16 protein-coding genes and 2 pseudogenes are annotated in these 12,595 nt (G+C 33.1%); 3 read left to right on the forward strand and 15 right to left on the reverse strand.

Going from position 1 to position 12,595, the window contains the following annotated elements:
- Window positions 1-180: 180 nt before the first annotated feature.
- The 7 genes and pseudogenes from DN392_RS31300 to DN392_RS24525 all read right to left on the reverse strand — a co-directional run.
- Window positions 181-297: pseudogene (locus DN392_RS31300) on the reverse strand (hypothetical protein); the annotation flags it as partial.
- A gap of 446 nt (window positions 298-743) precedes the next feature.
- Entirely contained in the window at window positions 744-1,013 is a 270-nt protein-coding gene (locus tag DN392_RS24495; protein ID WP_064471180.1) for a hypothetical protein, read from the reverse strand.
- A gap of 64 nt (window positions 1,014-1,077) precedes the next feature.
- Window positions 1,078-1,713, reverse strand: a complete 636-nt coding sequence (locus tag DN392_RS30955) for a hypothetical protein (RefSeq protein ID WP_370512829.1) — start codon at window positions 1,711-1,713, stop codon at window positions 1,078-1,080.
- A 61-nt stretch (window positions 1,714-1,774) separates the two neighbouring features.
- Window positions 1,775-2,044 (reverse strand): TIGR04197 family type VII secretion effector, encoded by a 270-nt coding sequence (locus DN392_RS24510; protein ID WP_061671896.1) that lies wholly within the window; start codon window positions 2,042-2,044, stop codon window positions 1,775-1,777.
- A gap of 212 nt (window positions 2,045-2,256) precedes the next feature.
- Window positions 2,257-2,550 (reverse strand): putative quinol monooxygenase, encoded by a 294-nt coding sequence (locus DN392_RS24515; RefSeq protein WP_048560639.1) that lies wholly within the window; start codon window positions 2,548-2,550, stop codon window positions 2,257-2,259.
- A gap of 46 nt (window positions 2,551-2,596) precedes the next feature.
- Window positions 2,597-3,235 (reverse strand): nitroreductase family protein, encoded by a 639-nt coding sequence (locus DN392_RS24520; protein WP_088321657.1) that lies wholly within the window; start codon window positions 3,233-3,235, stop codon window positions 2,597-2,599.
- Window positions 3,236-3,253: 18 nt separating this feature from the next.
- Complete coding sequence (locus DN392_RS24525; protein WP_000204172.1) at window positions 3,254-3,682, reverse strand: MarR family winged helix-turn-helix transcriptional regulator; 429 nt, start codon at window positions 3,680-3,682, stop codon at window positions 3,254-3,256.
- 264 nt (window positions 3,683-3,946) lie between these two features.
- On the opposite strand from DN392_RS24525, the gene DN392_RS24535 reads away from it, so the two are divergent.
- A complete protein-coding gene (locus tag DN392_RS24535) occupies window positions 3,947-5,890 on the forward strand; it encodes an elongation factor G (protein ID WP_088091599.1) in 1,944 nt (647 codons plus the stop codon).
- A gap of 46 nt (window positions 5,891-5,936) precedes the next feature.
- Here DN392_RS24535 and DN392_RS24540 read toward each other — a convergent pair whose 3' ends face one another.
- From DN392_RS24540 to DN392_RS24565, 6 genes are all read right to left on the reverse strand, one after another.
- Window positions 5,937-6,581, reverse strand: a complete 645-nt coding sequence (locus DN392_RS24540; RefSeq protein ID WP_088091600.1) for an alpha/beta hydrolase — start codon at window positions 6,579-6,581, stop codon at window positions 5,937-5,939.
- 21 nt (window positions 6,582-6,602) lie between these two features.
- Window positions 6,603-7,070, reverse strand: coding sequence for an NUDIX hydrolase (locus DN392_RS24545; RefSeq protein ID WP_088321656.1), 468 nt, complete (start codon window positions 7,068-7,070; stop codon window positions 6,603-6,605).
- A 365-nt stretch (window positions 7,071-7,435) separates the two neighbouring features.
- Window positions 7,436-7,729 (reverse strand): YfzA family protein, encoded by a 294-nt coding sequence (locus DN392_RS24550; RefSeq protein ID WP_064057543.1) that lies wholly within the window; start codon window positions 7,727-7,729, stop codon window positions 7,436-7,438.
- 29 nt (window positions 7,730-7,758) lie between these two features.
- A complete protein-coding gene (locus DN392_RS24555) occupies window positions 7,759-8,376 on the reverse strand; it encodes an ABC-2 transporter permease (RefSeq protein WP_006927587.1) in 618 nt (205 codons plus the stop codon).
- Entirely contained in the window at window positions 8,364-9,236 is an 873-nt protein-coding gene (locus DN392_RS24560) for an ABC transporter ATP-binding protein (RefSeq protein ID WP_088321655.1), read from the reverse strand. Before DN392_RS24560 ends, DN392_RS24555 begins: the two co-directional genes overlap by 13 nt.
- The gene (locus tag DN392_RS24565) at window positions 9,224-9,613 is read right to left on the reverse strand and encodes a GntR family transcriptional regulator (protein ID WP_001165710.1); all 390 of its coding nucleotides are present in this window, start codon (window positions 9,611-9,613) and stop codon (window positions 9,224-9,226) included. Before DN392_RS24565 ends, DN392_RS24560 begins: the two co-directional genes overlap by 13 nt.
- A 302-nt stretch (window positions 9,614-9,915) precedes the next feature.
- Here DN392_RS24565 and DN392_RS31415 point away from each other — a divergent pair.
- Window positions 9,916-10,002: pseudogene (locus tag DN392_RS31415) on the forward strand (DUF4240 domain-containing protein); the annotation flags it as partial.
- Between the two features lie 61 nt (window positions 10,003-10,063).
- Here DN392_RS31415 and DN392_RS24570 read toward each other — a convergent pair.
- On the reverse strand, window positions 10,064-10,453 hold the full coding sequence (locus DN392_RS24570; protein ID WP_255448078.1) for an SMI1/KNR4 family protein: 390 nt from the start codon (window positions 10,451-10,453) through the stop codon (window positions 10,064-10,066).
- 96 nt (window positions 10,454-10,549) lie between these two features.
- A complete protein-coding gene (locus DN392_RS24575) occupies window positions 10,550-11,575 on the reverse strand; it encodes an SDR family oxidoreductase (RefSeq protein ID WP_064469854.1) in 1,026 nt (341 codons plus the stop codon).
- Between the two features lie 227 nt (window positions 11,576-11,802).
- Here DN392_RS24575 and DN392_RS24580 point away from each other — a divergent pair, with 227 nt between their 5' ends.
- The gene (locus DN392_RS24580; protein WP_071742360.1) at window positions 11,803-12,558 is read left to right on the forward strand and encodes a CPBP family intramembrane glutamic endopeptidase; all 756 of its coding nucleotides are present in this window, start codon (window positions 11,803-11,805) and stop codon (window positions 12,556-12,558) included.
- Window positions 12,559-12,595: the final 37 nt, after the last annotated feature.

Consider the following 12,595-nt stretch of genomic DNA (forward strand, 5'->3'; position numbering starts at 1 on the left):
TCACAATTTTCCATTCACCAGGTTTTCCATCTGTTAACCAGTACAATTCATCACCATTATCAGTGTATGCCCATGGAAGTATCCCCCCACTTGAAGGGTAAACATCATGTTTATAATATTGCGGAAAATTTTTCTTTGATTGAATATATGAATTTACCATTTCCTTCTGCCTACCAAGATAAATTTCCCGCTATAGTTCGTTCCAGTTCTAGCGACACTTCCATCTGGCAGTATTTCTACACCTTTAACGAATGGGGATACAGAGTCCACACCTTTTGCTAATGTATTTTCAATTATATAATACTAGTAATTTCTGTTAATCTTAATTCATAAAAATAATTTTTAAACATTTATAACATGCCTATCTAATAAAAAAGCGCTTGTTGTCTTTCGTAGACAATCAAGCGCTTTAAGTTCATATGTTTTTAAGTAGCATAAATTTGCAAGTTTTGTAGTAGTTGTCATGATACCTTTTTTATGTTATGACAATTACTACGTTAAACCTTACGAGTTTGTACGAGTTCGTTGGTTTTATACCCATTCTAGGTATTTATATTTATCAACTAATCACTATAAATTGTAATTTCAGATTCTCTTTTACCTAAAATAAAACATCATATCTATTACGCTTCATCAAACAGACATCCCGATTTGTATAATTATTTTCGGATATAAATAAAAATATTAAATAACTAAATCAATTTGGCAGCTGAATAGTTACCTTATTTTCTCCTGAAAACACATTAAAAATCTAGTTTATTTAAATCATTATGTTTTATAAATCGAGCTACTTCCATTTCTAAATCAATTCTATTAATATTTTTATCAAAAATAAATCCCATTTTTCCATTATATTTTTTAAATTTAGTTGGCATATCCCAATACTCCATCTCATTTTCAAACTCATATAATCCAAAAGTAAGGCACATGTTTCTTCCTTTTTTTTCAAAAAAAATAATTATGTTATCTTTATCAAAGTCTTCATAAATAATATTTATTTTAGTGTCATTCATTCTTGCACACCTTCCCAAGTAGTATAAATTACTAGATTATCATTTTTAACCATACAATAAATTATTACTTACTCCCGATTCTATATAAATGATAATATTTATCATATAAACCACAACATGCATCCATTCCTGGGTTTGCACTCATTGACTTTTCGATCACTTTTTCCCATGAACCATACTTATTAAATGAAGAATCTGCCGTTGGACCATGTGGATTACCATATTTAACCTCATTTCTAGCCATTACACGCTCTAGCCCTTTTGGATCATCTATATAATCATTTAATCGATTCTGATTTCTTTGATTATTTACCGCTCTTGCAATTTCTTCAATTGAATTTCCCTCATTCTTCATTTTATTAACTAGTTCTATAATATTATCATTTTTATCATGATAACTCTGCCTTCTTACAGTTGCCTGAGCCACTTGTTCTGGATTTGTCCAGTCTAGTGCATCAGCAAATCCACCTATACTCTCCGATTTTGGATTTGGAGAAAACCCATAAACTGCATCGGGATTTTCATGTATATCTTTTGCCGCCTTTGGATTATCCATAGGATTATTCTTATAAGTAAATCTAGTATCACCCGTACCCTTAGCAACCCCCGCACTCCCAGACGTTGCTTTCTTCACATCTCCAACCTTTTTTAAATCATGAAGTTTATCAACTATTTTTACACCTTTCCCATATGGAGTCATCATCCCAACTGCTAGGAGTTTTTCACCATAGGTAGCTTCTGGGTCAAAGAGTGTGAAAAGATCACCAAATAGAAAATCGAATCCAAACTTCGCCACACCGATTAAAAACGGAATGGATATTATCAATCGTTTGTTGAAAAGCAGCGCAAAATTGTTTCGTGATCTGTAAATTTTGCTGATTTGCTTCTTGTGCTTTAAAGTTCACAGATAGTGTCGTACGCGTTGCCTTATTTATAGAGCGACTAGTGGCACTTTGCATTCTATCTGAAGCATTTCTCATTTTCGTTGCAAGTTGCGTTGCCGTATGCAACTTACTCTGAAATTCTCCCATCACTTACTCCTCTCTACCATTTATTTACAAGGGAATTATACCACGGAAAAATATTCTAATAAACCGAATGTTCGAATTTAACACATAATTAATCACCGTTACTAAAGGTAAGAATAACACTTATCTTTCAACATAACTGTGTCGGAAGTAGGTTCTACTTATACAAAAAAGATGACCTCAGCTATACGCTAAAGTCATCTTTTTCTACCTTATTATTTCACTAACTCTCCATTATAAGCTTTTATATCAAGCGGAGCAGTTAAAAATTGTGTTGCTTTACTAACGAAAGATGTGAAGTGTTCACTCGTATTATGACTCGCAACTGCCGCTTCATCTTTCCATACTTCTACCATCGTATAAACACTTTCTTTTTCTGTATCTTTATATAAGTCATAAGATACATTTCCACTTTCTTCTCTTGAACCGTGAATGAGTGGCTGAATTTCTTCTAAAAATGATTGTTGTTTTGCTGGATCTACTTGAAATATTGCGTGAATTATAATCATGGTGCTTCCCCTCTCATCTTTCACTTATTGAAGTTCTTTTATAAAATTATATCCACTCTGCAACTTTTTCAACTGGAAGACGTACTGATTGGTAACCACTGTCAGCAGCTTTTCCGATTGAAATTAACATTACTGGTACGTGACGTTCTTTATCTAATCCGAAAGCTTCTGCGATTTGGTCTTTTTCAAATCCGCCAATTGGACAAGTGTCATAACCGTGAGCACGAGCTGCTAGCATAAATTGCATTGCTACAAGACCACCGTCAATTAGTACTGTATCTTTCATTACTTCTGGTGTAACCATTGAAAAGTAACCAGAAAGTTTTTTCATTTGATCTTCTTTTACTTCTGCTGGCATTAAACCGCGCTCTACTGCTGTACCGTAAATTTCTTCTGCGTTATCAAAGTTGTTTAAGTCACCAAACACAGCGATCATTGCTGAAGATGTTTCTACTTGAGATTGATTGAATTTCGCAAGTGGCGCAAGTGTTGCTTTGGCTTCGTCACTTTCAATTACTAAGAATCTCCATGGTTGCATGTTTACTGAAGATGGTGCAAGTGTTGCTTCTGTAAGAATTTCTGTCATTTCTTCTTTGCTAATTTTTACTGTTGGGTCGTACTTACGAATTGAACGACGTCCTGTTAAAATTTCGTTAAAATCATTTGTTTTTACTGAGTTAGTCATAGTTGTATTCTCCCTTTTTTATAATTCTTTTATATTTTCTTGAATGTGATTTAACATATTTAAAAGATTATCGCGTTCTTCCTCACTTAATCCTTTAAATGCAGATGCTGCAAAACGTTCTTTTTCCTCTTGAAACGCTTGAATTTTATTTCGTCCCTCTTCTGTAAGAGAAACTAACGTAATTCTGTTATCATCTGGATTTTTACGCCTTACTATCATTTCATTTGCCTCAAGCTGCTTTAAATGCCTCGTTATCGCAGCATTATCAATATTCACTTCTTGCTGAAGTGCTTTTTGACTAATTTCACCTACTTCATATAACTGAAGTATAAGCTCTAATCGAGACTGGCTCATACCCGTACACCCTTCAAACTTCGAACTTACTTCTTTATTTAGAAAGTGTAATTTATATAAAATAATCGCTTCTTTTGAGCATGAACTTGTCAAATTAACCCTCCTTCACAATCAAAATAAAAACATTTGATGTATCAATAGTTGATATGTCAATTAATATAATCTATATCGATTTAGAATGCAAGCATTTTGTTTTCATTTATATTTTTCCAAATTAAGGCGCTTTGTCGCGTTACAAAAAATGTTAATTGCACTATAATAGTACTAATTTAAATGACTGGAGAGTGATTGTAATGCGGCAATACACAAATAGAAATGAGGAAATAAAAATGGAAAATGAAATGAGGATATTCACATATGACAACAATAAATATAGGGATTGTCGCGCACGTAGACGCTGGCAAGACGAGTTTGACTGAGCGTATTCTTTATGAAACGAATGTGATTAAAGAAATTGGCCGAGTAGATAGTGGCAATACGCAAACTGACTCAATGGAATTAGAAAGACAGCGCGGAATTACGATTAAAGCATCTGTCGTTTCTTTTTTTATTGATGATATAAAAGTAAATGTCATTGATACACCTGGACACGCTGATTTTATCGCTGAAGTGGAGCGATCATTCCGCGTTTTAGACGGTGCAATTTTAGTTATTTCTGCCGTTGAAGGTGTGCAAGCACAAACAAAAATTTTAATGCGAACATTACAGAAACTAAATATCCCAACAATATTATTCGTAAATAAAATTGATCGTAGCGGTGCAAATACTGAAAAAGTTATGAAACAAATAAAAGAAATTCTTTCAAATGAAGCATTCCCTTTCTACTCTGCCCTATACGAAGGAACGAAAGAAACCCGGATCATTGAGTACAAATCATATGACGATTGTATGGAACTGTTAGCACCATATAATGAATCATTACTTGAGTCATACGTAAATAACGAAATTGTACCGGACACTCTATTAAAAGAAGAACTCATTAAACAAATAGCGCAAGCAAATGTGTATCCAGTCTTTTTCGGTTCAGCAATGACAGGCATGGGCGTAACTGAACTGCTCGAAAATATTTCAGCCTTACTTCCAGCTAATTCTTCATCTCAAGATGAAAAATTGTCCGGTGTAGTTTTTAAAATTGACCGTGAATATTCTGGAGAAAAGATTGCTTATGTAAGAGTTTTTTCAGGTAGCTTACAAGTTAGAAAATATGTGGATATACAGCGCAATGAATCTCTACCACATAAGGAAAAGATTAAAAAAATGTGCATATTTCATAATGGAGATGCTTTACAAACTTCTACCGTTCCAAGCGGTGAATTTTGTAAAGTGTGGGGACTAAGTGATATAAAAATTGGTGATATTATCGGTGAACGAACTGATTATATAAAGGATATTCACTTTGCCGAACCACAAATGGAAGCTACTATTGATACGGTGCCTACGGAACGAATTCATGATTTGTACGCTGCTCTTATGGAACTATGTGAAGAAGATCCACTCATTAAAGTGTGGAAAGACAATGTTCATAATGAACTATACATTCGCCTTTTCGGTGAGGTGCAAAAAGAAGTCATTGAAACAACACTGTATGAGAAATATAATTTGCAGGTTACTTTTTCAAATACGCGAGTTGTATGCATTGAGAAACCAATTGGCGTAGGTAATAGCATGGAAGTAATGGGTGAAAAAGCGAATCCATTTTACGCAACAATTGGTTTTAAAATTGAACGTGGTGAACTTAACTCTGGCATAACGTATAAATTAGGTGTTGAGCTTGGTTCATTGCCTTTAGCATTTCATAAAGCAATTGAAGATACAGTATTCCAAACGTTAAAACAAGGTTTATACGGATGGGAAGTTACGGATATTTCCGTCACACTTACACATACTGGTTATGCTAGTCCTGTTACAACAGCGAGTGACTTTAGAAATTTAACACCGATCGTATTAATGGATGCTTTAAAGCAAGCTGAAACATATGTATATGAACCAGTAAATGAGTTTGAATTAACTGTACCGGAGCACGCAATTAGTACTGCAATGTATAAGCTCGCTGCCGTTCCAGCAACTTTTGCAGAGCCTATATTATATAATGATTCTTACCAATTAACAGGAGCGTTACCTGTTGCAAAAACAGAGAATTTTAAAAGAATGCTCCATTCCTTTACAGAAGGAGAAGGTATATTTACAACGAAGCCAGCTGGTTTCACAAAGCTGAAACCTCCCTTCCCTACTCGAAAACGTGTTGATTATAATCCATTGAATCGGAAGGATTATTTGCTTCATGTGTTGAAGGCTTATTAAAGTCAAAGAGGTGCAATTCGCACCTCTTTTTGCATGTATTGATAAGTTAGTTTTCCCTAACAACTTCTTTAAGTTTCTCTATTATTTTCGCTATCGCTTCAATTGAATTCTCTGTTTCAAATTCCCCAACATTTACAGAATGATTTGCGTTTTTAACAACATCAATCGTTAAATTTGTTTTATATAACTGATCCATTTGATTTGCATTATAATGGTGATCGTTATCCCCAATTACTAAAAGCCCTTCGTGACTACTATGTAAAATAGAATCAAAAATAGATTCAAAAGTTAGTAAAGGTGTAAGTAGTATCATTTTTGACTGTAAAAACTCTTCTCTCTTCATTACATCATTTGCAATCGGTATTGTTCCGAGTGACTTCCCTAAAAACATCGTATGATTGTATTGCTCACCTTTTAATACTTCCTTCATTACAGGATTAATATCATCCATCATTACTTTCGTTAGTTCTTCTATTGGTTTATTCATTACTTGTTTGTCGTAGGAATAGTGAATATGTACAACATCAATTTTGTTTTCTAGCATTAACATCGTTGCATAATAGAATAACGGCTTATCATAATTATATCCTGAACCTGAAAACATAAAGCAAACCCTACTAGAACCTTTTTCGATATGTGTGTAATGAATTACTTTGTCATTTATATGTATCTCTTTTTTAGTCCCCTTCACCCTTTTCCCCTCCGAATACGTTTATTTTTGCAAAACAATATGTTCTGTATGAACTGCTATATCCTTTACTTTTTCTTTCATAAACGCAGGCTGTAAATTATATACCTCTAAATCTTCTACCGGCACCCACTTAAACAAATACGATCTACCCTCTTCTTCCAAAATATATTGATTCGCTCCATTTGCAGGTAACTCATGTAGCTCTACTTCATAATAAAAACTAATCTCATGAAACTTTCGCTCAGAAAGTATAAAGAAATTTTCTACTGACCATATTAATCTCTTCACTTTAATAGGTACGTCTAGTTCTTCTGCCAGCTCCCGTTTTAACGCATCTTCACTATTTTCTAGCATTTTCACTCGTCCGCCCGGTACGTACCAAAAATCTTCACCGTCCCCTTGCAAAATAAGGATTTTATTATCATGTTTACAAATTGCTCCGACTCGGTAATTAAAACATGTTTCCTCAACTTTAAACGTAAGATCCACACCCATTCCCCCTTACATATTTTTTAAATATCGAACCATTACAAAACTAATATGTATGTGCTGTACAAATAAGATTACTAAATTTCTCTAGTTCGTTCAATAATTTTCGAACTTTCCAAAAACAATACACATCATTTGTCATCACAAGTATAAATACATATGTCACAATTACTGCGCACACTTTGGAAGCATTATGGGGGACGAATGCATCTCTATCAATATACAAAACTGAAAAATCAAATGATTTTCAAGAAATCATTGTAAAAGATAAAGTGAAACATCAATAAGTGGAGTTTTTATCTTTTTCCTGTTGTTTTTCAATATAGTTAAGACATTATTAAAAAGACGCAAGGTCAACTTATGTGCTAATTAATTCTTTTTCTAGAAAAAGCGTCTTTTATTGCACTTGTTACTACATTTAGGAATAATAAAATAGCCATAACTGCCGTTAGTACATTAAATTGCTTTGTTTTATAAGGAGCGAACCATTCCGTAAAGAACTCTGAATTAACGAGACGATCCCCAACTCCTCCTTCCTTGAAGTTCGGTATCCACGAATTCATATCAAGGATGATAAAAATTAGTTGCATAACGAAAAATGCTCCAATAGTTTTCAGCCGATTTCGTATTCGACTAGGACACTCTTTTTTTGATGTCATTTAAACCATCCTCCTTTTAGAACTTGCTATTAAAGAGCCTTGTTCTGATAGATACGAATAGATAATATCCATGAAACCCCATAGCACCCCACTGCTATGACAGCAAATAAAAGAAATAATTTCAAATCTGAAATCTCTTTTAAAAAGGTCAGTACGCCATTAGCATATTTATTTAATAAATATGGAGTATTTCGCATTAAATATATAACTCCAATAGATAAAAATATAAAAACTGGTACAAGTGTTTTCACTTTAAATGCAACAAAAAATGGGATGTAAAATGCTGTTATCAGCATGACTGCCAAGAAACCTAGTATGTAACTTTCTAAGGAAAGTTGAAATTCCATGCTGTCTAAAATAAAATATTTTCCAACTAAACAAAATGGGATGATTACTATTGTAAAAAGTAAGGTTCCAACGTATTTTGAACTTATAATTTCCTTCCTAGTATACGGTAATGAGTTTACTAAAATATTAGCATTATCTTTATCATCAGATTGATATGTGTTAATTACAAAAACGGCACTACAAATGATTATGACATATGCTACATCCATGCCGGCCCACAAATAGGTAACTAGAAATAAGAGATAAGCAGGCAAGAAAGTTTTTTGTAAAATCAAATCCTTTTTAATTAAGTTAAGCATCTTGAATCCCCCTTTTTCATGAAATACATAATATCCTCTAAACTTGGTTTTTCAATCACCACATCCTTATCAAATAAGTTTTCGATAGAATGTGCATTTTCAATCAATCCCTCGAAACCTGTATTTGCCTTACGTACAGAAATAAATTCACGCTCAGTATCAAACTTTAACAAATCTAGTGGTCCTTTGACTAAAACATAATCCTCTGCAATGGCATAAATATCTTTTGTGAAAATATGCTTTCCATTTTGAATTAATGTAATATAATCGGCAATGCGGTCTAAATCCGTTGTAATATGTGATGAGAAAAAGATAGTTTTCTCTCCATCCTGCATAATATTTTGTAGAACATCCAATAATTCTCTTCTGAATACAGGATCAAGTCCAGATGTAGGTTCATCCATAATAATTAGTTCAGCATGATGTGAAAGGGCAATTGCGAGAGAGGCTTTCATTTTCATTCCTTTGGAGAATGTTTTCATTTTTTTATTTAATGGTAATTCGAACAGATCTTTATAATATGTAAATTGGTTAAAATCCCATTTTTTATAAGCAGGCGCAATAATTTTAGTAATTTCCTTTAATGTGAGTTCATCATAAAACACATTATCGTCATAAACGAAGCCAATTCTTTCTTTAATTCGTTTCGCATCAGTCGAATAGTTCATGCCAAATAAGGAGACGTTTCCACTATCCGGGTTTATTAGATTCATAATCATTTTAATCGTTGTAGATTTACCTGATCCATTTCCTCCAATAAAACCCGTAACAAATCCTTTTTTTACTTCCATCGAAAAATTGTTTATTTGAAACCCTTTAAAAGATTTACTGACATTTTGAAGTTCTATTACGTTTTCCAAGAGTTTTCCTCCTCGTATAAAATTGTAAGCATTTCTTTTAGCTCATTTAAAGAAACATCCATTTGCTTAGCATTTTGAATCGCTTCACATAACTTTTCTTCAACTGTTTTTAATTTTTCTTCTTTCATAGTTTCAATGTTTTGTTCTGCTACAAAGGACCCTCTTCCGACAATCGAATTAATAAAACCATCTTTTTCCAGTTCTTCATATGCTCTTTTCGTTGTAATAATACTTACTCTTAAATCTTTTGCTAACTGACGCATTGAAGGAAGAGCATCTCCTTGCTTTAAATCACCTAGTAAAATAAGTTTTTTTATTTGGAGTCCAATTTGTTCGTAAATGGGTTCCTTTGAAGTGTTCTTAATAATGATTTGCATGCAAATACCTCTTTTGAAAAATATTGTATATATACTTTATATACAATATATACTATCGCACATTTCAAATCAACAGAAAATTTCCAAAATATAGTTACAAACACAATCTAATAATGTAATTAATACAACTTATTTATACGGGCCTCCCTTGTATTAGCCGGATTTTGAGGTGGAGGTCTTGCTACTAGCTAATACACGATAAAGACTTCGTTGTGTTTTACAGAAAAATTGGCACAACTGATAGTGTGAAAGAGAAAGAGTTTGAAATAGAAGAAAAATTTGAGGAAGTTGATATCAAGTTAGACTAGGATGAGGATGACGAAGAAGGACTGAAAAATATGTTTTCTAAGCTGTGGGAAATGTACGGGGAAGAACCAATTGAGTTATAAATTTACATACGAAAAACACCTTGTTTCTTTAGTAACAAGGCGTTTTTTCTTAATACTATGTTTAAATTGTTATCTTTCCGCTCTCCCACCACTCCATAAAAATTTCTAACGAAGGAGCAATCCACGTTCTACTATCATTTTCATGGTTCCATACGTATATATCATCGCTTTGCACTATCCCATTCAAAATGGAATAGCCAAACAAATCACCATTTCCGCCATCAGCAAAAAATAATAAACAGTCAAAAGGCATATATAAATCCTTGAAATCAACTATATTTCTCATATTCATATTTTCAGTATTAATTTTTGAAGCATCCCAAATAAAGTCTCCGTATTCACCAGCTATACCGTTTGTTTCCTGTAATAATTGATATAAATCATTCGGTAACTCCAAATGTAAACATTGTTGTATATCAGTAAGTTCCTCCTTCGTAGCCGGATTTTTCAAGCTTAAGTTTGATGAGATACTGTGAATGGATGTTTTTCCACATCACCTTTTCTCCTCCTTATGTGCAATCAAGTATATTCAAAGGACTCATCTAATTTATTGATACCACTTTTCTAACAATTCCTTCTCCCTTTTCCCTGAAATCCCTGCTTTTAATTCCCATTTCTCCACACTCTTCATCCACTTATACACGTCTGTAACTGTATCTTCTAAACTTCTAAAAGTAAGCCCTACTTTAACGGCACTCTCGACACTAATAGAAAATCCACCTTTCCACGGCTTCGTTTCACCTTCTAATGGGAAAGTTTCGGGAATCCACAAAGGCATTTCTGTCCAAGGCTGCACATTATGTTCACTCATAAACGATTCGTCTACCCAAACAAATTCAGCATCGCTATTCGTAACCTTTTTACACGTATTTAATAGCTCTTCCATCGTCAATTTATCATTCGGACCTGTTATATTGAATGTACCTGCTTTATTATTTTCTGCCATGTTGAGTCCAAAGCACGCGACATCTTTTATATCAACCATCTGCACTGGACGGTCTTTTCTTCCTGGAACTAACACTTTACCTCCTTTTGCAACACGCTGAATCCAGTATGTTAGTCGATCTGTATAATCAAACATTCCTGAAAGAAGTCCTGCTCTTACATGTAAAACACGCCCCGGCCAATACTTCTCTGCTTCTTTTTCACATAATACTTTCAGCGCACCATAATGCTCATAAGGAGAAACTTCACCATTCTCTACAGCCTTTATTTGCTCTTCCGTCGGTTCAGGTTGTAATATATAGTCTTCTTTTATGTCATGTGGAATCCAGTCTTTATATACGGAAAGACTTGAGATGAATATATAATGCTTTATATGATTTTTTAATACTTCTCCAACATTCCGAATATGATGCGGAGAAAAGCCACACGTGTCTATGACAACATCCCACTTTCGATTCTCTAAGCTTAATACATTACCATTTCTGTCACCGATTAAATGTTCCACTTCAGGGAAAATCTCTTTGTTTGTTCCACGATTAAATACTGTAACCTCGTGCCCCCTGTTCAAAACTTCTTCTACAAATGCTCTTCCTAAAAATCGTGTACCGCCTAGTATTAGAATTTTCATGGTTCTCCCCCATTCGTGATAAAAAATCTATTCTTTTGTTTAACGATTTTTTGTTGTGAAAAGTTACGGGGGATAATTTAATTTTTTCTACAAGTTCAATATATGCAATTCCGACAATTTTTCTATCTTAAAAACAATAATATGGAAATATTCATTCTGTCGATTTCCATTTCATATATAATTAAAATATCGGATATTCGATTAACCACTTATACATACTTAGGCAGGTGAAAAATATTAATAAACACATAGTTTATCATTCAACATTATGTATTTATTTTCTTACATCACTTGTATATATCATCTTGCTGAACATAGAAAATGGTCGTAATTATTTGGGGTTTACAATGGTTGTTCCGCTTTTAGCGGTTATTTCATATCAAACATTATATAAGAAACAAAAAATAGTTCATACATTTGGAATTTCACGCCCAATAATAAAAACACTAATTTTCTCCATATTATTTCCACTACTTCTAGGGCTATGTCTCCATTTTTATTTTTATATTTATGATATAAAGTTCTTATATCATCATTGGAATGAATTAGGATTTCTCTTGTTCGTTGGTCTTACAATTGGATCTTTATCTGCATTATTAGAAGAGATTATATGGCGAGGGAATTTTCATTTCTATTTACGAAAAAAATATTCATTTATGCAAACAGCTATTATTATAGCTTTGCTTTGGTCTTCATGGCATTTACCAGTAGCTATCTTTTATAAAAATTATGAGTTTCAGTTTGTAGGAATATTAAGTTATCTCTCTTTATTATTTATATTGTCTTTAATTTTGACGTACACGAGAGAATATGGTGGTTCTGTAATATCACCCGCAATTTTACATGGTATGTTTAATGTATTTTATTTAACAGATGGAGTAGAAACAAAATGGGATATTAGCCTAATGGAATTAATTAAATTTATCTTGCTGGTAATTGTGTTTGGCATGATGTATCTAATACATCGAAAAGTTAAAAAATAGTTAAAAGTACCTAAACAAATTATAAAGTACTTCAACA

Origin of the sequence: Bacillus sp. BB51/4, assembly GCF_008368845.1 — a bacterium.
In the GTDB taxonomy this organism is placed as follows: Bacteria; Bacillota; Bacilli; order Bacillales; family Bacillaceae_G; genus Bacillus_A; species Bacillus_A wiedmannii.